The organism is Burkholderia sp. APQ4-4ca, assembly GCF_057837105.1.
Window position 1 is genome coordinate 117,219 of record NZ_JBYQCG010000071.1, and the last position, 24,091, is coordinate 141,309.

The window sequence follows — 24,091 nt, forward strand, 5'->3', positions numbered from 1 at the left end:
GGGTGGCGGCGAGCGGTAACCGTCGGTGCGTCGCAACGTGCGTGCCTGCTGCGCGATGCCCCGTGGGCACGGCATGTGCGGGGAAGCCGGTTTGAAAGGGCCTGTCGTTTTTACATGACCGCTGGACTCGCGGATGTACTACATGCGCGGTATCGACCGGATGTCCGAACTGTCGCCCGTCGCCGGATCGTTGTCCGAAGTCGGAATCGGCGCGCCTGGGTCATACCGCACCACCGTCCCACGTTCGATCCGGTGCGGAAACGGCGGCGGCTCGTCCACCTCGTCGCCGAAGCGCGCGCGCACGAACGCACGCAGCAGCGCCACCCGCGCATCGCGCCCATGGGCGCCGCAGGTCGACGGGCCATCGACGAAGGTCGCGTCGCATTCGACGTCGTCGCCGTGGCGGGCGATCCGCAGATCGATCGCACGATCGAGCACCGCGCCCGCGTCGGCCCACGATGCCGACGGCGCGAACGGCGCGTCGAGATGCCGGAGCGCGTCGCACGCGGCCGTCACGACGACGGTCGGCGCGACGGCCGTGAAGCCCAGCGTGTCTTCGTCGTCGGCGCACAACGCGCGTGCGCACCAGTAGTCGAGATCCTTTCCGTCGAGTGCGTCGGTTCGCATGAGCTGCCTCCGTCGGATCGAAAAAATCTCACCGCGCAAGCGCCGTGCCCGTCGCGGGTGTCGCGCGCATCCGGGCCACCAGCGGATAGTGGTCGGACGCGCGCCGCGCCCGTGCGCTGCGATGCACGACCACGTCGACCAGCAGCTCACCCGGATGAATCCAGATCCGGTCCAGCGAGAACACCGGCCACACGGTCGGGAACGTACGCGGCGCCGGCGCGCGCCGGAACCGCGTGACGAGCGCCTGCAGCGCGCGCCCGCGCACGAACCATTCGTTGATGTCGCCGAGCAGGATCACCGGCATCGCGCCCGTGTCGAACGCCGCGAGAAGCCGCTGCACCTGCGCGCTGCGTTCGCTGGCCGACAGCCCGAGATGCGTCGCGACCACGCGGATCGGGCCCGCGCTGCAATCGATGTCGGCGTCGAGCGCGCCGCGCGGCTCGCGCGGGTGGAACGACAGGTCGAGCGCGCGCGCCGCGCGGATCGGGCAGCGCGACAGCACCGCGTTGCCGTAGCGGCGCTCGGGCGTGTCGATCGTCGGGCCGGCCACCGCGTGCATGCCGGTCGCGTCGCGCAGATGCGCGAGCACGTCCGGCGTGCGCGTGCCGCCGAGCGGCACCTCCTGCAGCGCGATCACGTCCGCGTCGAGTTCGTCGATCACGGCCGCGATTCGGTCGACCGCGCGCGCCGGCCACGCGCCGTCGCCGCCGTGAATGTTGTAGGTCGCGATCCGCAGGTCGCGCCCGCCGGGCGCGGCGGCGGGCGCCGCGTCGGCGGTGACGACGTGCGGCGGCGGGGCCGGGTCCTTGCTCAGCGCCATCGTCGCAGCATCCTCACGAGCAGGACCGACACGCCGACCAGTGCGAGGCCGATCGCCGCGAGCCACGCGAACGCGCCGGGCCCCGGATGGCTGAGCGCGGCGGTCAACTGGTGCGCGAACGTGACGGTCAGCACGATGCCGGGCAGCATCCCGAGCGCGGTGCCAACCAGGTAGTCGCGCAGCCCGATGTGCGATGCGCCGGCGACGAGGTTCACCACGGTAAACGGCGCGATCGGCAGCAGCCGCAGCACGGCCATCGCGACCACGCCGCGCCGGCCGATGTGCTCGCTCAGCCGGTTTGCGCGCGCGCCGGCGAGCCGGCGTACCGCGTCGCGCCCGAGCCAGCGGCCGAGCGCGTAGGTCGCGGCGGCCGCCGCCATCGAGCCGACGCCCGCATACGCGAAGCCCGGCCACGCGCCGAACACGAGCCCTGTCGCGGCGATCAGCAGCGTGATCGGCACCGCGAAGGTCGCCGCGATCACGTAGGCCGCGAGCAGCAGCACCGGTGCGGCCGGCAGCCGCGCGATGCCGGCCACCGCGTGCGACAGCGACGCGACGTTCAGGTGCGCGCCCAGCGCCGTGAAGCGCCACGCGAGCGTTAGCGCGGCGAGCGCGAGCACCACCGCGCCCAGCACGAAAAACCGCGCGGTGAGCGAGCGATGCTGCTCGTGCGGCACGAATTCGCGGACGAACCGGTCCGGCTCGATCGGCTGCTCGGGGTCGAGCCGCGCGCTGACCGGCACGAGCGCCTCGAATTGCGGCGACACGGCCGGGTCGAGCGTGCGCAGCGTGCGGCCCGGCTTCGCGCGCAACCGGTCGAGGACGACGTTCGGCCGTGCTCCGCACGCGAACGCGTCGGCCACCGCCGCGGGCGTCGTGCCGAGGTGCTCGGCCAGCAGCCGCTCGCGCATGCCGGCGATCGCCGCGCGAATGCGGGCATCGCCCGCCGCGACCAGCGCGATGCAGCATTCGGTGTCGAGCAGCATCGAGCGGTTGTTCAGGTTCGCGCTGCCGATCACGATGCATTCGTCGTCGACGATCGCGACCTTGCTGTGCACGTTCACGCACCCGTCGCCAAGCCCGTCGACGTGCGGATACAGCAGCCGGTAGCGGTCGAAGCGGTCGGCCGACGCGAGCGTCGCGTGCAGCCGCGCGCGCAGCACGCCCATCGTCGCTTCCTGCAGCCAGCCGCTCTGCACGCGCGGCGCGACGACGGTCACGTCCGGCCCGTCCGCATCGGCGAGGCGTTCGGACAACGCTTCGCGCACCACCGCCGCGGTGAAGTACTGATTTTCGACATACAGGTGCCGCTGCGCGGCGCGGATCGTGTCCTCGACGAGCGCGCGCACCTGAGTGACCGCCTCGCGGCCGCCGTGGCGCGGCGCCGTATACGCGACGCCGAGCCGCACGTCGCGTACGTCGACGCGCGCGCCGGGCGGCCACGGATCGGGGTCGTCCGGCCGGTCGAGATGCCGCTGCGCGCGGATCGCGATCGGGCGCCCGCACGCCTGCAGCCAACGGGCGCGCGCCTGTTCGCCGATCGCGGCGGCCGCGTCGCCGTCGAACATCGTGTGCACGTCGTGGAACGGCCCGTACGGCATGCCATGCTCGTCGCGGCGGCGCGGGTCGTCGGCCGCATGCGCGGGGGTGTCCCAGCGGGCGCGCGTCAGGTCGAGGCCGCCGACGAACGCGAGCCGGTCGTCGATCACGACGAGCTTCTGGTGATGCGACGCGCCGCGCGGATGCGTATCGTCGAGCCGGAACCGGATCCCGCGATGCGCGCGCCAGGCGGCCCGATACACGGGCGGCCAGTCGCGCTCCAGCGCGTAGATCATCGCGAAGTCCCACGCGAGCACGTAGATGCGCAGGTTGTGGCGGGCGGACGCGAGCGCGTGCAGGAAGGCCGCGAGCGTGTCGGGCAGCGTGTCGTCTGCGCCGCCCGGCGCGAGCCGCATCCGGCTGTCCACGTCCCAGCCGACGATGAACACCGTATGGCGCGCGCGCAACAAGGCAGCGCGCAGCGTCGAGAAGTACGCGTCGCCGTCGACCAGCATCGCGAAGCGGTCCGCGTGGCGGATCGTGTCGCAGTTGCGCCCGCGCTCGAGCAGGCCGTGCCGCGAAGGGCCGTCCGCCGGCGCCGTGTCGACGCGCCGCTCGTCGGCGCGGGTCACGCGATCCGCCACGATCATCGCGCGCCGACGTCCCGGTCGCCGTCGATCCGCTGCAACAGCGCATCGCAGCGCGCACGCAGCGCCTGGAGTTCCGGCGAATGCGCGTCGAGCCGCACGCGTTCGCCGCTCTGCGGGTCGCCGTGGGTGATCGCGATGTCGTAGATCTCCTGCGCGATCGTCGCCGACGCGTGCGCGATCGTGATCCGGTCGAGCCACTCGCAGTCGGCGTGCCGGCACGCGAGCCATGCGCGCAACGCGCCGACGAGTTGGCCGGTCGTGAGCCACGCGCCGCTGCGCATCCGGGCAGCGAGCTGGCTCGTCACGAGATAGGAGAGCAGGTCGGTCTGGGTCACGCGAAACTCCTTGACGAGGTGTCGGGTTGACAGGTCCGTACGCACGCGATGTTTTGCAGCGTTTCGCAGATCGCCGCAAATTCCGGCCCGCTCGTGCGCGAGAACGAGACGGAGATGTCGTCGGTGTCCGGATCGTCGTCCGACTGCTGGACGATGAACCGCTTCACGCGCACGCGGCCGGGGCCGAGCGCCTCGTGCAGCGTGCCGAGCGTCAGGCCGCCGCGTTCGGCCACGAGCAGCAGCGTGCGTTGCTGACGCTGCGCGATGAAGCGGCGCTCGAGCGGTTTCACGCCCGCGAGGATCGCGAGCACGATCGCCGTCGCGCCGACCGATGCAACCACCATGCCGCCGCCCGCGGCGAGCCCGACGCCGGCCACCGCCCACAGGCTCGCGGCCGTCGTCAGCCCGCGCACCACTTCGCCGCGCAGCAGGATCGAGCCCGCGCCGAGAAAGCCGATGCCCGACACGACCTGCGCGGCGACCCGCGACGGATCGAGCACGACGCCGTTTTGTCCACGCACGTCCTCGAAGCCGAACGTCGACACCAGCATCACGAGCGCGGAGCCCACGCACACGAGCATGTGCGTGCGCAGCCCGGCGGCCCAGTTCAGGCGTTCGCGTTCGAGCCCGATCACGCTGCCGAGCAGCGCGGCCAGCAGCAGGCGTCCAAGCAATTCGAGGTGGCCGATCATGATGTGCATCCCTTCCGGCCCTTCGCGATGCGGGCCGGCAGCGGTTCGATGCGGAAAAGGGACGCAAGCGGCGTGCCGGCCGGGCACGGCGCGTGCGCGCGAGGGCGGCGGCGCGCACGGCGGTCATGCGGTGCGCATTTTTTTCATCGCCATCGCAGATAAGACAGGAGGCCACCGTGGCACATCAACAGGACGCACAGGTTCGGGATCCGTATCGCGGCCACGAAATCCTGGTCTGGGCGCGACCCAACGAGCGCGGCGCATGGCGCGACGAGGTACAGGTGTACGTCGACGGCGCGCGCATCGAGCTGGTGGTGCCGGAGGCCGCCGGCCCCGAATGGCTGACGGAGGTCGAGGCGCTGCGCGCGGGGCTCGAGCGCGGCCGTTATCTGATCGACAAGCGGGTGGACGACGACTGAACGGCATGGCGCTTGCGGGCGCCGCTGGCCGCGACAGCCGCCCCGCGGCATCCCGTGAACCCATCCATGCCGGCCCGCGCCGGGAGGAACCGATGAGCGATCCGCGCACGCTTCATATCTACCGCTACGACCCCGATCGCGACGCGCAGCCGTATCTGCAGCGCTACGAGATCGACGTGAACCCGGACGACCGCATGCTGCTCGACGTGCTCGGCCGCGTGAAGCGCGACGACGAGACGCTCGCGTATCGCCGTTCCTGCCGCGAGGGGATCTGCGGGTCGGACGCGATGAACATCAACGGCAAGAACGGCCTCGCGTGCCTGACCAACATGCAGACGCTGCCGCGCGAGATCGTGTTGCGGCCGCTGCCGGGGCTGCCGGTGGTGCGCGACCTGATCGTCGACATGACCGACTTCTTCAACCAGTACCACTCGATCCGGCCTTATCTGATCAACGACACGACGCCGCCGGCGCGCGAGCGGCTGCAATCGCCGGAAGAGCGCGATCAGCTCGACGGGCTGTACGAATGCATTCTGTGCGCGTGCTGTTCGACGTCGTGTCCGAGCTACTGGTGGAACCCGGACAAGTTCGTCGGGCCGGCCGGCTTGTTGCAGGCGTACCGGTTCATCGCCGATTCGCGCGATCTGGCGACGGCCGAACGGCTCGACGATCTGGAGGATCCGTACCGGCTGTTCCGCTGCCGGACGATCATGAACTGCACGGACGTATGCCCGAAAGGGTTGAATCCGACGAAGGCGATTTCGGAGATTCGGACGATGCTGGTCAGGCGGACGGTGTAACGAGGCGTGACGGCGCGTCCGGGGCGATCCGTAGCGTGTAGGGAAGATTCGAATGCGCGCGGGCCGCACCGCGCTGACCGCCACTTTTCCCACTCAAATGCACTAGTGTTCCCGGTGCATTTGAACATGATCGGCTACCTGAGGATGTCCCTATACTGAGCCGCAGGGCATCGGATCGATCTATCGCGAGATCGATGGGTGTGCCGGCATAGCGTGGATACACAATGGTGCATTTGCAACTGTCGGGAGGCACCCGGTTTTGTCACTATGTCGGATCTACGGCGCAATGCGTCGGATGCCGATCACGGGGACTCCTGCATGTCCGAAACGATCTTCGAAGCGTTGCGCGAAAGTCACGAGATCCAGCGCGCATTGATGCGCCGGCTGTTGCGGTCGAGGCCAGGTCCGGATCGGGGCATGCTGTTCGAACAATTGCGCATCGAACTGGGCGCGCACGAGGCCGCCGAGGAGCGCTTTCTCTACGCTCCGGTACTGATGGACGACCGCGGGCTTCATCCCTCACGCGATGCACTTGCCGATCATCACCGGATGGACGAGATCGTCGACACTCTGCGCGGCCGTGACACCGGCTCGCGCGGCTGGCTGGCAATGGCCAGGAAACTGTCTGAAGAACTGCACGAGCATCTGAAGGAAGAGGAAAAGATCTTCTTTCAGATATCCGGAAAAATCCTGCGCGATACGGACAAGACGACGCTTGCCAAGCGATACAGGAACGACTATCGGCGCATGCACGTGCGGCTGGCGGACGAAGAGCGGCCGGCCGGCGCCCGCGCCTAGCGACGACGTAATCCTCTACCCGGACGCCACGTCATGAAAACCTTCCACTGCGGACGATGTTCGCAACTGGTGTTCTTCGAGAACGTGAAGTGCGAGCGCTGCGATGCGCTGCTCGGCTATCTGCCGGACGTTGGCGAAGTCGGCGCGTTCGCGCCCGCGGGCGACGGAACATGGCGCAGCCTGCACGCGGCCGTGCCCGGGAAACGCTATCGGCAATGCGCCAACTACGCCGTCGAGCATGTTTGCAACTGGATGATTCCGGCGGAAAGCGACGACGCGCTATGCCGCGCGTGCGTGCTCACCGAGACGATCCCGAACCTGACGTCTCCCGACAACCGGCTGCTGTGGTTCCGTCTGGAGGCTGCGAAGCGGCGGCTGCTATACACACTCGTCGTGCTGGGCTTGCCGGTGGAGTCGCGCGCGCGGCAGCCGGCATGCGGAATGGGCTTCGCGTTCAAGGCATCGACCGATACCGAACCCGTCATGACCGGCCATGCGGACGGCCTCATCACGGTGAACCTCGACGAAGCAGACGACGCGAAGCGGGAGCGGATCCGCACGGACATGCGCGAGCCCTATCGCACGTTGCTCGGGCATTTCCGGCATGAAATCGGCCACTACTACTTCGACCGTCTCGTGCGTGGCAGCCGCTGGATCGAACCGTTTCGCGCCTGTTTCGGCGACGAGCGTGCCGACTACCAGGCGGCGCTCGACGCGCACTATGCCAATAGCGAGCCCACGGGTTGGGAGAGCGCGTACGTCAGCGAGTACGCGACGATGCACCCGTGGGAAGACTGGGCCGAGACGTGGGCGCATTACCTGCATATCGTCGATACGCTCGATACCGCGACCGCATGCGGGCTCGTGCTTGCCCCCGACGACGCGAGCCTGCCGACGCTGGCCGACCAGACGTCGGTGGACGAAGCGAGCTTCAGCAGCCTGATGCGGCGCTGGTTCCCGCTGACCTACGCGCTGAACAGCCTGAACCGCAGCATGGGAACGCCGGACGCTTATCCGTTCGTGCTGGCGCCCGCCGTCGTCGCGAAACTGCGCTTCGTGCACGATGTCGTGGCCGCGTCGGGCGATGCGGCGGCCGTCCAGCCGTCGCTCGTCGCCTATGCGGCGGGGAGCGGGGCGGAGCGGGCAGCGTGCGGTAATCGTCCAGGCGCGGCGTGAACCGAAACAGTTCGACTACGGACTTCCGGCGTGCGCGTCCTGCATGTCGCAAGCGTTTCGTACGACGGCGAGTGCCTTCACGCAGGATCGGCCTGCACGGGCACCCCGTTTTTTCAAGGAGAATTCCGCATGAAATTCCTCTCGATCGCAATGGTGTGCGTCGCGTTGTCGGCCGCGTCCCTATCGGCTCAGGCGGCCGGATGCCTGAAGGGCGCGGCGGTGGGCGGGGTAGCCGGGCACGTCGCCGGCCATCACGGCGCGGTCGGTGCGGCGGCGGGATGTGCGCTTGGCCACCACCACGCGGCGAAGAAGGCGAAAGAGGCGAGCGCGGCGGCCGCCGCCTCGCAGTGACGCGGCGGGAAGAGCGGCCCCGGCCAGCCGCCGCTCTTTCGTTCCGGCTGGGTGACCATGGCGGAATCCGGATGGCTCCTCGCGGCCTCTTCGCCAAATGGCGTGAGATCGGCGCGGAAAGATGCTGTCGCCGGAGATTCGGACGATGCTGGTCAGGCGGACGGTGTGACGCAGCACGTCTGAATGCTTGCTCTCTAAATTATAGAAGTAGTGCGATTAGCCGTTGCAGCAAAGGTATGCGTGCCGTCCACCTGTCCATCCTGGAAGGCGGCATGGTGATGAAGCGCAATGGAGACGACTTCGATTGGTCGTAGTAGAAAATGGTGTCGTCGCCGTACTCCAGTTCCCGAGGGGCTGCGTCGTTAATCGTGCGTACCGAAAAATACCGCTCCGCCCGCACCTCTCCGGCCGGGCCTATCACCCGGAGCCGAATTTCGTCGCCGTCGCCAAAGGAGCGACGTGCCCCACACAGCTCGATTTTGTATTTCTCGCCACCGAACTCTTTCGTTCCCCCGTGAAGAGTCTGAGTATAATTTTCGCAACCCCCATATGATTTCCGAAACGTAATCTGTTCAAACGTAATCTGTTCGATAGTTGATAATTAAAACTATCGCATTCAATAAAATCGCTATCCCACATATTCACGCGTGGGTATTATTCGTTGGCAACTTGAAAACACAGGAAAACGTACAGGCGTGGGTCGCGGCGAGGATCGATTCCGGCGTCGCCGGCTCCCGCTATTTCCCCGCGAACGCGTCGACATGCGCGGCGCGTCGCTGCGCCGTCGGCCGATCGCCGCCCGGATAGAACTGCCGCGCCCATCGCTGAAACACCGGGTACGGCCCGTCACCCGAGACCGGCGTCCCGTAGCCCGTGTAATCGCGATGGCTCCACACCATGATGTCTTCCTTGAACACCGGCACCAGCCACAGTCGGTGCAGCAACCGGCCGAGCGCCGCATAGACGATTCGCTGCAACGGGGCCGGCCACCGCGACAGCCACGAAAAGCGGAACGAAATACCGTCGCGGAACGTCCAGCGCAGCGGCGCGATCTGTACGCCGCACGCGAAGATCTTCGCTTCGAGGCCGATCGCCTTCATTTCATGGTCGGACGACACGCAGCCGAGGCCATGAACGCCGATCAGCGTGCTCCATTTGACGTTCTTCCATGCCATGTCCACCTGCATCGAAATGCGCGGGCCGTCGATCACGGGCGCATGCGGCTTCATGTCCTTCCAGCGATGCAGCGCGCCGAAATGCTCGAGATCGTAGCCGTTTTCCGGCAGGTTCTGCATCACGCCGCGCAGCGTGAAAGCCCGGCCCACCGGCGCCGAGAAGCCGGTCATGTCCACTTCCGGCAGTTCCCATGTCGGCGCGAGGCCATCGGCGTTCTGCCACACGAACACGAAGCCGTTCCACTCGCGCACGTGCCGGGTGCGAAGCGTCAGCGCTTGCCCGCCCTTCGCGCAGCCGACGGTGGTGCGCCGGCCGTCGGGGCCATACGCGTAGTGATGGAACGGACAGACGATCTGCTCGCCGTCGACCACGCCGCCGTGGCCGAGATGCGCGCCCTGATGCGGGCAATACGCGTCGACCGCGCACGCGACACCGGAAGCCGTCCGGTACAGCACGACATCGCGTCCCATGAAAGGCGTCGTGAGCACGGCGCCGGGCTTCAGCTCGCGGCTGAAACACAGTGCGAACCATCCGTCCGGATAGGGCAGCGGCGCGGTTTCGTCGACGGGGCCGGTTGCATGCATCGTGTGCTCCTGCATCGGCATGGCCCTCATCGCGCGAACTCCCGACCGACGTGCGCGGCGGCGGCCGGCACGGCGTCGCATTGTCCGACGGGCACGTCATCGCCGGCCGCCGGATAGAACTGCGCAGCCCAGCGCCGGAACGTCATGATCGGCATCTCGCCCGCCATCAACGTCGGGCGCGCGTCGTAGTCGCGGTGATCCCAGATGCGCAGGTCGCGCTTGAATTGCGGCACGAACCACAACCGGTACGCGGCGCTCACGAGTATCTCGTGCACGGCCCGGCGCAGCGGCGACGGCCACGCAGATGCGCGTTCGACGCGCAGCGCAACGAATTCGCGACAGGTCCAGCGGTCGGGTTCGATCTGCGTCGGGAACAGCACGACCCGCGCATGCAGCCCGAGGTCCGGCAGTTCCATGCGCGCGGCCATGCAGCCAAGGCCGTGCATCGTGATGTCCAGCAGCAGCCGTTGGCCGAGCAGTACGAGCGTCGAGCGCATCGTCATCCGGTAGCCGTCGGCTTGAGGCGGTTCGAGCACCGGATTCGACCACCCGTGCACCGGGCTGAAATGGTTGACGTCGACGCCGTTCTCGGCCGGATTCTGCAGGCTGCCATTCAGCGTGTGGCATGCGCCGCGCGGCCGCGAATAGCCGTCGAGATCGAGTTCGGGCAGCGACCACGACGGCGGTGCGCCCGCACGGTCCTGCCACGCGAGCACGAGGCCGTTCCATTCGAGCACGTGGCGCTGCCGCAGCGTGGCGGCGGGCGGCTTGCCGTCCCGTCCTGCGCGCACGCAGGTGCCGTCCGGCGCGAACGCGAGGTGATGGAACGGGCACACGATCTCCTCGCCGCGCACGACGCCGCCATGCCCGAGATGCGCGCCGAGGTGCGGGCAATGTGGCGCGACCGCGCGAATCAGGCCCGATGCCGTTCGATAGAGCACGACGTCCTCGCCCATGAAGCGCGTGACGATCAGTGCGCCGCGTTTGACGTCGCGGCCGTAGGCCAGCGCGAACCAGCCGTCCGGGTAGCGATGTCGGGAAGTGGCGGCGGCTTCGGGCACAACGGGGATCGATGCGTGCATGCGCGTCTCCAGTCACCGGTGCGAAGCATGCCGGTCCGCCGCCGCGATTTCCTCGAGCGTCGGCAGCGCCGTCATCGCGACTTCACCGCCAGCGAAGCGGCCGCCGCCGAGATCGTCGCCGTGGTAGCGGGTGCTGAACGCGTGAAATTCCGCGTTGCCCGCACTCATGTAGCCCAGCTCCGTCACGTAGGCCTGCGCGTCGGGGTCGTCCGCCAGCACGCCTGTCGCGACCGCTTCGCGCGCGTCGATCAGACGGCGCTCGTTCGACGTGCAGAGCGCCGCGAGCCGGTCGAGCGCCGCCTGCACGTTCAACTGCTCGACGCGCATCAGGATCCAGACGGCATTGAATCGCTCGTGCGCGGAGCGTTCCTTGCGAAACGAAAACAGGTCGTTGACGAGGATCACCGAATCGATCGTCCTGTCCCGCGCGTCGGCCAGGGCCGCGTGTTGCGCGAGGCGCTGCTCCATGTCGATGTCGAGCGCGTATTCGGTGAGCAGCGTGATCCAGTGGCCGAAACCCTCGACCCGGCGAAACGCCAGATAGTCGGCGAGCGACAGGCGCGATGCGTCGGTCGCCGTCGGATTGGCCTGCGTACGGATCTGCGCGCGGACGCATTCGACGAACCGCTGCCAGAAGGCCGGGCGCGCGTCGCACCGGGTGCGCATCAAGCACAGCGTGTCGTGCAGCAGTCGCGCGGCGGGCACATCGGCCGGCGGCGGCATGCCGTCGACGGCCGCGAGGCAATGATCGCGCAACGTGTCGAGCCCCGCCTGGTCGCCGGTGCGCGCCAGATGCGTGAAGGCGTCGTCCATCAGCGTCGTGACGTTCATCATCCGATGAATCGTGTACTCCCGATCGGGCCGCGCATTCGGATAGCACAGGCTGCCATACGCGGGAATGCGCTGCGCGAGAAAGCGGCGTGCCGCCGCGTCGCTGCGATAGTGCCGCACGATGGTCGGATAGTCGTCGATCGCGAGTTGCCGCTCGATGGCTTCGTGCTGCGGGTGCCGTGCAACGGGCAGCGAGAGCCGCGGCAGCGGCAGCACCAGCGTGTGCGTCGCGCTCGGCACGACGTTCTCGGCGCGCGGCGTTCCGGATGCTTGCATGGGAATCTCCGGGTTACGCGTCCGGTTTGACCGCGACGATGCTGTAGGTCGACACCTTGTTCTTGATCAGCGCGACGGACCAGTTTTCGGCGAGCACGCGCAATTCCTCCAGCGTGTCCGGCGCGCGATGCGGAAAATGGCGGTCGATGTTGGCCTTGGCATCCATCAGCCAGCGTGCCACGTCGATGTTCGACGGCAGCACGCGCATGTCGCGGATCGCGAATCCGGCGTCGACCAGCACCTGCCTGAAATAGTCCGGCGTCTTCCGGTGCTTGCACGCGATCCGGTCGATCTCGTCCGGCGTGTCGGACTGGTATTCGCTCAGTTGGACGTTGTACAGATTATCGGAGATGATCACCGACCCGCCGCCGCGCACCCGCGCATGCAGCGCGCGCATCGCCTTTTCGTACAGCGCGTTCGGGAAATGCGAGATCACACCGCGAATGATCACGAGATCGTACGGTGTCGCGGGATCGGGCAGTCGGTCGACGTCCTGCGCGTTGCACTGGTATAGGTTGATGCGTCGAGCGAGCCCGTGCTGCGCATGAAAGCGGGCGCAGTAGTCGAGCTGTTCGCGACTGACGTTGATACCGTCGAGGCGCATGCAGCCGGGGAAGCGGCCCGCCAGATACTTGAGGATGTAGCCCCAGCCGCAGCCGATGTCGAGAATGCGCTCGACGCGCGCGGGCACGGGGTCGTCGAAGCCGGCGAGGCGAAGCTGGCGTTCGAAGTAGCGAATGCCCGATTCATCGAGCGAGATCGGCGGCGTGGAGCGCGGGTCGTCGTAGACGCCGAACTGGAACAACAGGTATTCGCCGATCGCCTTGCGCCAGTCGTCCGGACTGCCGGCGTAGGTCGCCTGCACTTTCTGCTCGTAGTCGCTCACCGTCTCGCCATGCAGCACCCGGATAGGCAGCGCGGGCGCCAAGTGCGGCGCGCGCATGTCGGCGATTGCCTGTTCGCTGATCTGATTCATCGAAACCCTCGCGTCGTCCATTTCCGTCAAGCCGGACACAACGATGCCCGCCGATCCGTGCGATCGTGCGATCGAATAAATCGATGTCATGCTTCTGTCGAAGCGTTATGAAGGGGAAATAGCCGTGCGCATTTATAGAACCCCGAATAAATGGCGGAAATGGCGCCGTAACGCCGTATCGCGATGCAGACCCCATATCATGCATAGGCCTTCTGGCGACGTGGGGTTGCGCCGGCTGGGCGGTTCGGCACCGTATGACGCTCGCATTTTCGTGATCCGGATACCAAGGTCGTGAACCGGACGCGAGGTGTATTTGTTATATGAGAGCTGATTCGTTTTTTCAAGAATCTTCCCGTCCGTTTTAAAAACACGGGAAAACAAACATCGGTAAAAAATAATTAAATCGCAATCGTCAATGGCAATCTGGATTGTTTCGATTCGATGAATCGAAACAGGGCAGCCGCGCCGAGAAGAATCGCGCACGGCTGCCCGGCCGGCGAGGCGGGCGTAATCCGCCGGCGCCTACGGCCGCGCGGCAATTTCGTCGAGATGCCGCAGCAGATCCGCCGGATCGTCGTACACACGCAGCGCGCCCGCCCGTTCCAGCTCGTCGCTGCCGTACCCGCCCGCCAGCAGCCCGACGCCCAGCGCGCGGCAGCGGCTCGCGGCGAGCATGTCCCAGATACTGTCGCCGACCACCACCGTATGCTCGATCGGCACGTTCAGTTTCGCGGCGGCGGTCAGGAACAGGTCGGGGTCCGGCTTCGCATACTTCACCTGGTCGCGCGTGACGACGACGTTCTTCGCCGGATCGACGCCGAGCGCCTCGAGATTGATCGCCGCGGTTTCCATCCGCCCGCTGGTCGCGATCGCCCAGCGAATGCCGGCGCTCGACAGCGCGGCCAGCAACTCGCGCGCGCCGGGCAGCGGCCGGACCTGCGCGCGCAGCCGCTGGTACGCGGCCGCGTGCAGCCGCGCGAGCCGTTCGACACGGTCGGCGTCGATGTCGCCGTCCGTCTCGCGCAGCAACTGATTCAGGAACAGGCCGCCGCTCATCCCGATCTTGCGATGGATGCGCCACACCGACAGTTCGATGCCTTCGGCATCGAGCGCTTCCTTCCACGCGAGTACGTGCTGATAGACGCTGTCGACGAGCGTGCCGTCGAGATCGAACAGAAATGACGTTTCAATGCGCATGTGAATCTCCTGGCCCGATGGCATTCGGGCAAATCGTCGGCAAAACCCAATTCGTCACATTATCGGCGCGCGGCCGTGTCACCGCCATGTCCCGCGCCGCCCGCGCCTCGCCTCGCGGCGGCGTGTCGAATGGCGCTGGTACAATCGCGCCGATGCGCCGGGCGGGCCGCCCGCGCGCGCCCAACCTTCGTCGAATCCCCGTATGGCAACCCCCGACGCCGTCAGTTCCGAACAATCCTGGTGGGGCGTTCTGGCCCTGGCACTCTCCGCCTTCATCTTCAACACCACCGAATTCGTGCCCGTCGCGCTGCTGAGCGCGATCGGCGACAGCCTGCAGATGCAGCCGACCGCCGTCGGCCTGATGCTGACGATCTACGCGTGGGCCGTCGCGGTCGTATCGCTGCCGCTGACCTTCGTCACGCGGCACGTCGAACGCCGCAAGCTATTGAGCGTGGCGCTGCTGGTGTTCATCGGCAGCCATGTCGTGACCGGTTTCGCGTGGAATTTCACGGTGCTGATGATCGGCCGGCTCGGCATCGCATGCGCGCATGCGGTGTTCTGGTCGATTTCGATCCCGCTCGCGGTGCGGCTCGCGCCGAGCGACCGCAAGAGCCGTGCGCTCAGCCTGATCGCGATGGGCTCGGCGATCGCGATGGTGGCCGGGATTCCGCTCGGCCGCGTGATCGGCGAGGCGTTCGGCTGGCGCGTCACGTTCCTGATCATCGCCGGCGCGGCGGGCGCCACGCTGCTGTTGCTGCGCGCCACGTTGCCGGTGCTGCCGAGCCAGGGCGCCGGGTCGCTGAACAGCATCGGCGTGTTCCTGCGCAAGCCGGCGCTGGTCGCGCTGTACGCGATCACCGTGCTCGTCGTGTCCGCGCACTTCACGTCGTACACGTATATCGAACCGTTCGTGCAGAGCATCAACCATGCGAGCAGCAGCCGGATCACGTACGTGCTGATCCTGTTCGGCGTCGCCGGCCTGCCGGCCGCGGTCTGCTTCAATCGCATCTATCCGCACCGGCCCGACGATTTCCTGCTCGCGTCGATCGTCGCGCTGTCGGGCTGCCTGCTGATCCTGTTCCCGTGCGCGCTGAACATCGTCACGCTGTCCGTGCACACGCTGGTGTGGGGCGGCGCGATCGTCTGCTTCGGGCTGGCGATGCAGGCGTGGGTGCTGAAGCTGGCGCCGGAGGCGACCGATCTCGCCGTGTCGATCTACTCCGGGCTGTACAACGTGGGTATCGGCGCCGGTGCGCTGCTCGGCAACCATATCGCGGGCGACTTCGGGCTGCCGTGGATCGGCACGTTCGGCGGCGTGGTCGCGATCCTCGCGGCCGGTGTCGCGTGGGCCGCGTTGCGGCTGCACGCGAAACGCGAAGCGGCGGTCGAGGCCGCTGCGCATTGAAGCCGCCGCGCGGCGCGCGTCCGGTGGATCACGCGACCGAATAGCCGTCGTCGGCCACGAGCGCGTGCCCCGACACATAGCGGGCATCGTCCGACGCGAGGAATGCGACGATCGTCGCCATCCCGGCCGATGATTCCCAGCGGCCGGCCGGCGTCGATACGGCGTGTTATGCTCCGCGCGAAACCCGTGTTCCGAAATTCGCGGCTCGGCAACGGGCCGCGTTTGCGGCACGGCCGTTCGCCCTCGATTGATTGACGCTCATGAACGGTAACTCCACGCTCGATCCAGTGGCGCAAGAGGCGATTGACTGGGAAGTGAGGCTGCGCTCCGGCGAGATTTCGCAGGACGAGCGCGACGCATTCCTGGCATGGCGGCGCGCGGATCCGGCCCACGAAGAAGCGTGGGCGCGGCTGCAGCAGCGGCTCGGCAGGCTGGGTCCGTTGCAGGGCGCGTCGAGTACGGCGGTGCGGCGGGCGCTCGATGAGCCGTCGCATCACCGCAGACGATGGCTGAAAGCCGGCGCGGGCCTGGGAGGCATCGTGCTCGCCGGGATCGGTACGCGCCAGCTCATTTCGACGTTTTCGCTCGACGCGGACTACCACAATGGCGATGTGGTCCCGCAAAGAGTCCAGTTCGACGGCGATGTTTCGGTCACGGCCGGCGCGGCCACGCGGGTGTATACCCATGCACGTGAGCAAGCCGACCTTTATCTGGCCGCCGGTCAGGTTGCAACCGATCCGAATCGCGCCGGCTATCAGCCTGTCGTCGTGACCACTCGCGACGGCATGGTTCGCACCGAGCGGGCGCGCGTGAGCGTGGACGTTCTGCGCCTGCATACCGTCGTGGCCGTGCAAGGCGGCGACGCGGTCCTCGCCGTGCCTCGCGGGCGCCGCTTGCGGGTACCCGATGGATCGGCGTGGTCCTTGTCGGGCGGTCAGATCGCGCACATGCCCGAAACGTCGGCCGACATCTTCTCGTGGACGCGCGGCACGCTGGTCGTGCTCGATCGCGCGGTGCCGGACGTGATCGAAACGCTGGGCCGTTACTTCGGCGGCTATATCCGTTTTCCGGAGGCCGCGCTGTCGCGCCGGGTGAGCGGTGTCTTTCCGCTCGACGACGCGCCGGCCGCCCTCCGGCAACTGGCCGAAAGCCTCGGGTTTTCCCTGAATCTGTACGGCAAGATGCTCGCCGTCGCCACCCCTGCCTGAAACCGCAGGCTGCGGCGGCGGCCCCCTCCGAATTTTTTTTCGATTTGCGGTGTCACTTTTCGCCGCTCGTTGCACAAGGTAAATAAGAGCGCATCGAATCGCTCGACATCAACCCGTGCACTCGAGTGGAGGAAGTGTGTTCGACGCTATCGACAAGTCCATATTGTCCGTGCTGCAGCAGGACAGCACGCTCTCGGTGGCCGAGATCGCCGACCGCGTGAACCTTTCGACGACGCCATGCTGGCGACGCATTCAGAAGCTCGAGCAGGACGGCGTGATCGCGCGTCGCGTGGCGCTTCTGGATGCGAAGAAGCTCAACGTGGGCGTGACCGTTCTGGTGGAAATCAAGACCGCGGAACATACCGCCGCGTGGTTGCGGCGCTTCTGTGACGTCGTGGCGACGATTCCCGAGGTGGTGGAAGTTCATCGCATGAGCGGGCACATCGATTACATGCTCAAGGTGGTGGTGCCGCATATCGACGCGTACGACAGCGTATACAGGCGTCTGATCGGCGCGGTCGACATCTTCGACGTCAGTTCCAGCTTCTCGATGGAGACCATTAAGCAGACCACCGTATTACCGCTCGATTACATGCTGTGACCGCACGGGCCGGGCAATTTGTCGGCGGCGGCGGAGAAGGACGGAATTTCACCGGCGCGGCGGAAACCGCGGAATGGAATTCCAAAACGGGCAGCGCAAGGGAATTGTTTCAAAAAAACATTCCAGACCCGGACGATAGACTTGTTTCATCGATGACGCGTTCGGGCAAGAGGCTGACCCAGGCCCGATTTGAAGTATGAAGATACTTTGCGACACGACGATGACGCGGTTACGCGTAGGAATACTGATAGAACGGACGAAGAGCCAATACATTCGACAAGGGAGCGGTTCAAACGTGAAGCTCAACATCAGAACACGCCGGGTTATCTCGAGCCAGGCATCAGGGGTTGCCATCGCGGTCGCCGTCGCACAGGTTTTCATCGCGGCGTCGGCGCATGCACAACAGGCGGCCCAGCAGTCGTGGCATCTCGCGAGCGGTCCGCTGGACCGTACGCTGGTCGAAATCGCGCAGAAGGCCAACGTGAGGTTGAGCTACGACGCGGGCCTCGTGCAATCGTTGAAGTCATCGCCCGTCGAGGGTAGCTACACCGCCGAGGCCGCGATTCGACAAGCGCTCCGAGGCACCGGCCTCGAACTCGTCGCGACGGGCAGCGGTGGTCTGACCATTCAGAAGGCGGTTGCGAAGCCTGCCGCGGCGGCGCCCGCTGCGGCGTCGGCGGCAGCGGCCTCCGTGGGGCCTGTCGATACCACGCTTCCGCTCATCAGCGTGGCGGCCAGCCGGGACTCCGGCGGTACCGGCTTCGTCGCGGAATCGTCGTCCACCTATGCGCGCTCGGACGTGCCGCTGAGCGAGACGCCGAAATCGGTCAGCGTCATCAATGCGGCGGTGATCCAGAGCCAGGCCGCTCAGTCGCTCTCCGATGTGCTGAGGAATGCTTCCGGTGTTGTGACGCGGCCGGGGCCGCTGGGCGTGCCGAGTTACACGATTCGCGGGTTCACGGCGCAGAACCTGACCTCGGACGGGCTCGCGACGGTGGGCTCGGCGCCCAACGTCACGCCGACGATCGCCATCTCGAGCGTTGAAGTGGTCAAGGGCCCGTCGGCGATCGTGAACGGCAACAGCCCGCCGGGGGGCGTCATCAATATCGTCAAGAAGACGCCTCAGGCTGATCCGTTTCACGAAATCCAGGTGGGCTACGGCTCCTACGGCAGCGAGCAGATCGCACTGGACAGCACGGGCGCCATCACCGCCGACAAGAAGCTCCGGTATCGCTTCATCATCTCGGGTGAACGGGTCGGCCAGAATTCGATGGGATATGACGGCGAAAGAAATTTCTACTTCGCACCGACCCTGCAATGGAAGGACTCGACCACGGATGTGACGGTCGGATATGAGCGCACGGTCAATCGCGAGCCGGTTCCGCCATTCACCGTCGGCTATGCCAAGGGCGACATCTATCGAAACTATATCGACAGGCCGCTTGGCACGCCGTCCGACCATTTCGGCGCGCAAACGGACAATATTTTCGTTCACCTCGAACAAAAGCTCGGCACGGCGCTGACCTTCGTGAGCAAGGGTTCCTATACGCGGACCCAACAAACGCAGCAAGCCTGGACAACGGCGACGCCGCTCTCGGCGACCAACGGCATGTTGTTCCACAACTTCGATTCGGTCTCGGATTTCTACAGTTGGAGCTTCCAGAATTACCTGCGAGCCAAGTTCAATATCGGCGCTGTGAAAAATACGGTGATTGCGGGCTGGGACGTTCTTCGCTACAGCCAGCATCAGTCTGACACCACGACATCGAAATTCATTTCCATTCCGAATGTCTTCGGCTCATTTGCGCTTCCGTCTCCCGACACCGGAAACGTGATGCCGAATAACACTACCTACTTCACTCAAACCGGTTTATATCTACAAGATCAGTTTTCCTATAAGAATTTCCATGCGCTCGCGTCCGTGCGCCGGGATACCTATCTGACACATGCGACCTACGCCGGTAACCCACCACCGGGAAGCCATCAGAACGCCTATAGCCCGAGCCTCGGCCTGCTCTACGAACTGACGTCCGAGGTTGCCGTCTACGCCAGCTACAACCGTGGCTTCCAGCCGGGCACGGCGCTTCGTTTCGGTGGCGGTGTGCTCCCACCGCAAATCAGCCAGCAAGTCGAAGTGGGCATGAAGTTCAACCTGCTGGACGACAAGCTGGCCATCACGACCTCGGCTTACCGCACCTCGTTCAGCAATTACAACGTTGCCGACCCGGCCCATCGCGGCTTCTCTCTTCCTGCCGGCGGCGCGGTGAGCCGCGGATTCGAAGCGGAGATCAGCGGCCAGCCGCTGCCTGGCGTCAACGTGGTGGGCAGCTACACCTACAACGACTTCGTGCAGCCCTCGACCACCACTCTGGCGGTGAACCTGCCCAAGAACAGCGCGAGCCTGTGGGCCACCTATAACTTTCGCTCTGAGAAGCTCCAGGGTTTTGGGGTCGGCGCCGGACTATTTTTTGCAAGCGGACAGTACATCGGCTCGGGCGGGCTGTATCGCATCCCCAGCCAGGTGGAGACGGATCTCGGCCTGTTCTATCGGAAGAAGGGCTACGGCCTGAATCTTTCGATCAAGAACGTATTCAATCGCAAGCTCTACTACAGCAGCACGACGTCCAGCATGATCCCGATGGGACCGGAGCGGACGGTCATGCTGACCGGAACCTATGACTTCTGATTCCTTGCCCGGCCGCCCCTGGGACGACGTCGCCGCGCGCGAGAACACGTCCCAGGTACTCCATGCGCGCACACGCCGCATCGCGTGTGCCGCAGGGGTACTTCTCGCGCATGCGCTGGGGCTGTACGTCGCGGTTCACCAAAGCGCGGTGACGCTCAGGCTCGAGGCGGGACGTCCCGCGGGCGGCACGGTGCAGGTGCAACTGGTCGCCGCGCCGGCGCCGCGGCCCGCGCCGATACCGCCTGCGCCGCCCAAGCCGCGCACCGAGCCGCCGAAACCGGTGGCGCCGGCGAAGCCGGAAAAGGCGCACGTGCTGGCGTCGCACGCGCCGAGCCCGCGCACGGTGGAAGCGGCACCCCAGGAGACGCCGAAACCCGCCCAGCCGCAGCCGGCCGCGCCGTCGCCCACGCCGCATCCCGCACCCGAAGCGGCGCCGGCGCAACCTGTCGCGCCCCCCGCGCCGGGGCCGAACCTGCTGGACGCGCCGAAGCAAATCAGCGCGGGTGAGTTGAAGCAGTTGGGATGCCAGATGCCGCGACCCGACTACCCGGCGAAAGCGCGACGGCTGCAGCAGGAAGGCACGGTGGTCGTGCATTTGAGCATCGGCACCGACGGCGCGGTGACGTCCGCGCGCGTGGCGCAGAGCAGCGGTTCGCCGCTGCTCGACGCGGCCGCCGTCGCGGCGATCCGTGCCGGCCGCTGTCATCCGTACGAGACCGCGGGCATCGCGCGCTCGGTCGAAGCTTCCCAACCCATCGCATTCAACCTGAACGACTGAACCCGCACCAATCGGAGCAACACATGGAACAGTATGGCATCGCCAACGTCTGGCAACAGGGTGACTTCGTTACCCGCTTCATCTTCGTTTTCCTGATCGGCATGTCCGTCGTCTCCTGGTTCGTGATACTGACGAAAGGATTTTCCAATCGGCGTCTCGAATCGCTCGGCAAACGCGCGCAAACGGGTTTCTGGTCCAGTGCGTCGATCAGCGACGGCATCGCGGCGCTGGGCGAGCGCGGTGACAATCCTTATCGTGCGCTGGTGCTTGCCGGGCGCGAAGCGAATGAACAGCATGCGGGCAACGAACCGTCGATGCAGGGCAGCCTGAGCGCGAGCGAATGGGTGGCGCGCGGGTTGCGCAATGCGTTCGACGACGAAGTCGCGCGCCTGCAGAACGGCCTGGCCGTGCTGGGCTCGATCGGCAGCACCGCGCCGTTCGTGGGGCTGTTCGGCACCGTCTGGGGCATCTATCACGCACTCATGGCGATCGGCATGTCGGGGCAGGCCAGCCTCGATCACGTTGCCGGCCCGGTGGGCGAGTCGCTCGTGATGACGGCGATCGGGCTGTTCGTCGCGATTCCGGCGGTGCTCGGCTTCAACTACGTGAACCGCGGCAACAAGCGCGTGAGCCATCGGCTGAACCGTTTCGCGCACGAGCTGCACGTGTATTTCGTCACCGGCGCGAAGGCCCGCGCCGACGCCAGCCGGCCGGTCGGCGTACCGGCCGCGAGCAAGCGCGCGACGCCCAACCTGGCCGCCTGAAGGAGCCCGCCATGTCAATGATTACCGATGGCGGCGGCGACGAAGGCGTCATGAACGACATCAATATGACGCCGTTGATCGACGTCATGCTGGTGTTGCTGATCATCTTCATCGTGACGCTGCCCGTCATCAACAAGGCGGTGAAGGTCGATCTTCCGCAGGCGGCCGCGCAGCCGGCCGTCTCGAGAACGCAGGACATCGATCTGTCGATCACGGCGGACAAGACGGTGCTGTGGAACAAGCAGCCGGTCGACGCGGATGCGTTGAAGGCGCGCGTGGCCGAGGCCGCGGCGCAGGGCGAGCCGCCCGCGGTCAACATCAACGCGGATCAGCACGTCGAGTATGGCAAGGTCGCGACCATTCTCGCGGCGCTCCAGGGCGGTGGTCTCAACAAGATCAACTTCGTGATGCAACCGCCCGAGGCGCACCAATGATGGTGAACGGCGCTTTCCCCGTTGACCGCGCGGAAGATGCGCAGGCGCGCCGCCGTTTTCCGTCGGTGTGGCGCCTGCTGCTGCCTTACTGGCGTACGCGCGAAGGCGTTTTCTCGCTGATGTTGCTGCTTGTCGTGATCGGTTCGAGCTGGGCCGTGACGTATGTGATGCTGTGGAACAACAACTGGACCGGCACGTTCTACGATGCGATCGGCGCTTCTCGTTTCAAGGTGCTGCCGGAGCTGCTCGTGCGTTTCCTGCTCGTGGCGATGGCCGGTGCGATCGTGCATATTACCGGGGTGGTGTTGCAGGAAATCGTGGAGATCCGCTGGCGCAGGTGGCTCACGACGTGGCTCGCCGAAAAATGGCTCGCGCGCAACAACTATTACCGGATCGAACGCGACCGCGAACTGGAGAACGTCGATCAGCGTATCGCGGAGGACGTGAAGCTGTTCGTCAACGACACGCTGCAGCTGAGTCTGGGGTTTCTTTCGGTACCGGTCAGCGTCGTATCGTTCAGCGTCGTGCTGTGGCGCATGGGCGGCCCGTTGCAGATGCATGTCGGCGGATCGTCGTACGTATTGCACGGTTATCTGGTGTTCGCCGCATTTGCCTACACCAGCGTTATTTTCGCGGCGACGCACTATCTGGGCCGCAGGCTCATCACGCTGACGGCGAAACAGCATCGTCTCGAGGGCGATTTTCGCGTGCTCATGGTGGGCGTGCGTGAATTCGCGGAACAGATCGCGTTTTTTCGAGGGCAAACGTCGGAGCATGGGCGTCTGCAGGCATCGTTTCGCTTCGTGGTATCGAATCTCTACGCGACGCTGTGGGTGAGGACGCGCCTCTCGTTCTTCACCAATATCATCGGTCAGTTCAGTTCGGTCGTTCCGATCATTCCGACCTTGCTGATGCTGCCGCAGCTGATGTCGGGCGGGTTGACGCTCGGCGGGCTGATGAAATCGAACAGCGCATTTAATTCCGTCACGGGGTCGCTGGCATTTTTTTGGCAAGCCTATCCGGGTTTTACGTCGTGGCGTGCGGAGGCCAACCGTTTGCGCGAATGCCTGCACGTGAGCGAGCATGAGCCGCGGCAGGAAATCGCGCTGGACGAAAGCCGCACTGGAGCGGTCGCCGCGAGCGGGCTCGTCTTGCGCGACGCGTCCGGCGACACGCTGTCGCGCGTGCCCGACTTCGTGCTCGAAGCCGGCCAGCGTTGCCTCGTACGCGGTCGCTCGGGGTGCGGGAAAAGCACGTTGCTGCGTGCACTGGCCGGCCTATGGCCCTACGGCGAAGGCACGATCGTGCGTCCGGCGGCCGGCACGTTCTTCTTGCCGCAACGCAGCTATATCCCGCCGGGCTCGCTGAAGGCGGCCGTGACTTATCCTCGCGACGCTTCGGCGTACTCGGACAGCGAATGCGAGGCACTGCTGCACGCGTGCGGATTGTCGGCCTATGCATCCCAACTCCATGTCGAGGACCGCTGGAGCATACGGCTGTCCGGCGGCGAGCAACAGCGCGTGGCATTTGCGCGCGTGCTGCTCGCCAAACCTTCCACGGTGTTCCTCGACGAATGCACGTCCGCACTCGATAGCCAGAGCGAGAATGAACTTTACGGTTTGCTCATCGAGCGTCTGCCTCAGGCCACGGTCGTCAGCGTCGCGCATCGCAAGGAACTGCTGGCGTTTCACGACACGACGCTCGATTTCCCCGCGCCGGCGGCACCGGAAGCACGACAGGATGCGGCTGACGAAGCGGAGGGCGCACACGCCGGGAGTCGCGCATCCGTTGGAACGCAGCTGTGCTGAGCACCACGATCCCAACCGACGCCGTGCATTTGAACAATGTACGGCGCGCCAACAAATGAAACAGGACAAGGTCGATCC

Annotated in this window: 25 protein-coding genes; 14 read left to right on the forward strand and 11 right to left on the reverse strand. The window is 66.1% G+C overall.

Annotated elements, in window-relative coordinates:
* Positions 1-138 precede the first annotated feature (138 nt).
* From AC3IFE_RS05935 to AC3IFE_RS05955, 5 genes are read right to left on the reverse strand one after another with little or no spacing between them, the layout of a single operon-like run.
* Entirely contained in the window at positions 139-627 is a 489-nt protein-coding gene (locus AC3IFE_RS05935; protein ID WP_489189872.1) for a phage protein NinX family protein, read from the reverse strand.
* 28 nt (positions 628-655) lie between these two features.
* Positions 656-1,447: an endonuclease/exonuclease/phosphatase family protein gene (locus AC3IFE_RS05940; protein ID WP_489189873.1), complete on the reverse strand. Its 792-nt coding sequence runs from the start codon at positions 1,445-1,447 to the stop codon at positions 656-658.
* Positions 1,438-3,636 (reverse strand): VTT domain-containing protein, encoded by a 2,199-nt coding sequence (locus tag AC3IFE_RS05945; protein ID WP_489189874.1) that lies wholly within the window; start codon positions 3,634-3,636, stop codon positions 1,438-1,440. Before AC3IFE_RS05945 ends, AC3IFE_RS05940 begins: the two co-directional genes overlap by 10 nt.
* The gene (locus AC3IFE_RS05950) at positions 3,633-3,971 is read right to left on the reverse strand and encodes a hypothetical protein (protein ID WP_489189875.1); all 339 of its coding nucleotides are present in this window, start codon (positions 3,969-3,971) and stop codon (positions 3,633-3,635) included. The genes AC3IFE_RS05945 and AC3IFE_RS05950 overlap by 4 nt, the downstream gene beginning before the upstream one ends.
* The gene (locus tag AC3IFE_RS05955) at positions 3,968-4,663 is read right to left on the reverse strand and encodes an MgtC/SapB family protein (protein WP_089471696.1); all 696 of its coding nucleotides are present in this window, start codon (positions 4,661-4,663) and stop codon (positions 3,968-3,970) included. The genes AC3IFE_RS05950 and AC3IFE_RS05955 overlap by 4 nt, the downstream gene beginning before the upstream one ends.
* 176 nt (positions 4,664-4,839) lie before the next feature.
* Between AC3IFE_RS05955 and AC3IFE_RS05960 the strand changes: the two genes are divergently transcribed.
* From AC3IFE_RS05960 to AC3IFE_RS05980, 5 genes are all read left to right on the forward strand, one after another.
* Positions 4,840-5,082, forward strand: coding sequence for a DUF6566 family protein (locus AC3IFE_RS05960; RefSeq protein WP_489189876.1), 243 nt, complete (start codon positions 4,840-4,842; stop codon positions 5,080-5,082).
* A gap of 92 nt (positions 5,083-5,174) precedes the next feature.
* Positions 5,175-5,882: a succinate dehydrogenase/fumarate reductase iron-sulfur subunit gene (locus AC3IFE_RS05965; protein WP_050013958.1), complete on the forward strand. Its 708-nt coding sequence runs from the start codon at positions 5,175-5,177 to the stop codon at positions 5,880-5,882.
* Positions 5,883-6,200: 318 nt separating this feature from the next.
* Positions 6,201-6,680: a hemerythrin domain-containing protein gene (locus AC3IFE_RS05970; RefSeq protein WP_489189877.1), complete on the forward strand. Its 480-nt coding sequence runs from the start codon at positions 6,201-6,203 to the stop codon at positions 6,678-6,680.
* Positions 6,681-6,713: 33 nt separating this feature from the next.
* Positions 6,714-7,856 (forward strand): zinc-binding metallopeptidase family protein, encoded by a 1,143-nt coding sequence (locus AC3IFE_RS05975; RefSeq protein ID WP_489189878.1) that lies wholly within the window; start codon positions 6,714-6,716, stop codon positions 7,854-7,856.
* A 129-nt stretch (positions 7,857-7,985) separates the two neighbouring features.
* A complete protein-coding gene (locus AC3IFE_RS05980; protein ID WP_489189879.1) occupies positions 7,986-8,207 on the forward strand; it encodes a hypothetical protein in 222 nt (73 codons plus the stop codon).
* Positions 8,208-8,944: 737 nt separating this feature from the next.
* Here the strand turns inward: AC3IFE_RS05980 and AC3IFE_RS05985 are convergent.
* The 5 genes from AC3IFE_RS05985 to AC3IFE_RS06005 all read right to left on the reverse strand — a co-directional run bounded on the left by AC3IFE_RS05985 (position 8,945) and on the right by AC3IFE_RS06005 (position 14,329).
* On the reverse strand, positions 8,945-9,967 hold the full coding sequence (locus tag AC3IFE_RS05985) for a Rieske (2Fe-2S) protein (RefSeq protein ID WP_489189880.1): 1,023 nt from the start codon (positions 9,965-9,967) through the stop codon (positions 8,945-8,947).
* A 26-nt stretch (positions 9,968-9,993) separates the two neighbouring features.
* The gene (locus tag AC3IFE_RS05990; protein ID WP_489189881.1) at positions 9,994-11,049 is read right to left on the reverse strand and encodes a Rieske 2Fe-2S domain-containing protein; all 1,056 of its coding nucleotides are present in this window, start codon (positions 11,047-11,049) and stop codon (positions 9,994-9,996) included.
* A 12-nt stretch (positions 11,050-11,061) separates the two neighbouring features.
* Positions 11,062-12,156 (reverse strand): terpene synthase family protein, encoded by a 1,095-nt coding sequence (locus AC3IFE_RS05995; protein ID WP_489189882.1) that lies wholly within the window; start codon positions 12,154-12,156, stop codon positions 11,062-11,064.
* Positions 12,157-12,169: 13 nt separating this feature from the next.
* On the reverse strand, positions 12,170-13,132 hold the full coding sequence (locus AC3IFE_RS06000; protein ID WP_489189883.1) for an SAM-dependent methyltransferase: 963 nt from the start codon (positions 13,130-13,132) through the stop codon (positions 12,170-12,172).
* Positions 13,133-13,654: 522 nt separating this feature from the next.
* Positions 13,655-14,329 carry an HAD family hydrolase gene (locus AC3IFE_RS06005; RefSeq protein ID WP_089471240.1) on the reverse strand — a complete coding sequence of 225 codons (675 nt, stop codon included), beginning with the start codon at positions 14,327-14,329 and terminating at the stop codon, positions 13,655-13,657.
* Between the two features lie 202 nt (positions 14,330-14,531).
* Between AC3IFE_RS06005 and AC3IFE_RS06010 the strand changes: the two genes are divergently transcribed.
* The gene (locus AC3IFE_RS06010) at positions 14,532-15,734 is read left to right on the forward strand and encodes a sugar transporter (protein ID WP_489189884.1); all 1,203 of its coding nucleotides are present in this window, start codon (positions 14,532-14,534) and stop codon (positions 15,732-15,734) included.
* Between the two features lie 28 nt (positions 15,735-15,762).
* Here the strand turns inward: AC3IFE_RS06010 and AC3IFE_RS06015 are convergent, their stop codons facing one another.
* Complete coding sequence (locus tag AC3IFE_RS06015; RefSeq protein ID WP_489189885.1) at positions 15,763-15,855, reverse strand: hypothetical protein; 93 nt, start codon at positions 15,853-15,855, stop codon at positions 15,763-15,765.
* A gap of 139 nt (positions 15,856-15,994) precedes the next feature.
* Here AC3IFE_RS06015 and AC3IFE_RS06020 point away from each other — a divergent pair, with 139 nt between their 5' ends.
* From AC3IFE_RS06020 to AC3IFE_RS06055, 8 genes are all read left to right on the forward strand, one after another.
* Complete coding sequence (locus tag AC3IFE_RS06020) at positions 15,995-16,942, forward strand: DUF4880 domain-containing protein (protein ID WP_489189886.1); 948 nt, start codon at positions 15,995-15,997, stop codon at positions 16,940-16,942.
* Positions 16,943-17,078: 136 nt separating this feature from the next.
* Positions 17,079-17,543, forward strand: a complete 465-nt coding sequence (locus tag AC3IFE_RS06025) for an Lrp/AsnC family transcriptional regulator (protein WP_089471243.1) — start codon at positions 17,079-17,081, stop codon at positions 17,541-17,543.
* Positions 17,540-17,743: a hypothetical protein gene (locus AC3IFE_RS06030; RefSeq protein ID WP_489189887.1), complete on the forward strand. Its 204-nt coding sequence runs from the start codon at positions 17,540-17,542 to the stop codon at positions 17,741-17,743. Before AC3IFE_RS06025 ends, AC3IFE_RS06030 begins: the two co-directional genes overlap by 4 nt.
* A gap of 95 nt (positions 17,744-17,838) precedes the next feature.
* The gene (locus tag AC3IFE_RS06035) at positions 17,839-20,229 is read left to right on the forward strand and encodes a TonB-dependent siderophore receptor (RefSeq protein ID WP_089471244.1); all 2,391 of its coding nucleotides are present in this window, start codon (positions 17,839-17,841) and stop codon (positions 20,227-20,229) included.
* A complete protein-coding gene (locus AC3IFE_RS06040; protein ID WP_489189888.1) occupies positions 20,219-21,007 on the forward strand; it encodes an energy transducer TonB in 789 nt (262 codons plus the stop codon). Before AC3IFE_RS06035 ends, AC3IFE_RS06040 begins: the two co-directional genes overlap by 11 nt.
* A 23-nt stretch (positions 21,008-21,030) precedes the next feature.
* Positions 21,031-21,771, forward strand: coding sequence for a MotA/TolQ/ExbB proton channel family protein (locus tag AC3IFE_RS06045; RefSeq protein ID WP_489189889.1), 741 nt, complete (start codon positions 21,031-21,033; stop codon positions 21,769-21,771).
* Between the two features lie 11 nt (positions 21,772-21,782).
* Positions 21,783-22,205, forward strand: a complete 423-nt coding sequence (locus AC3IFE_RS06050) for an ExbD/TolR family protein (RefSeq protein WP_089471247.1) — start codon at positions 21,783-21,785, stop codon at positions 22,203-22,205.
* Positions 22,206-22,270: 65 nt separating this feature from the next.
* Positions 22,271-24,013, forward strand: coding sequence for an ABC transporter ATP-binding protein/permease (locus AC3IFE_RS06055; RefSeq protein ID WP_489189890.1), 1,743 nt, complete (start codon positions 22,271-22,273; stop codon positions 24,011-24,013).
* Positions 24,014-24,091: the final 78 nt, after the last annotated feature.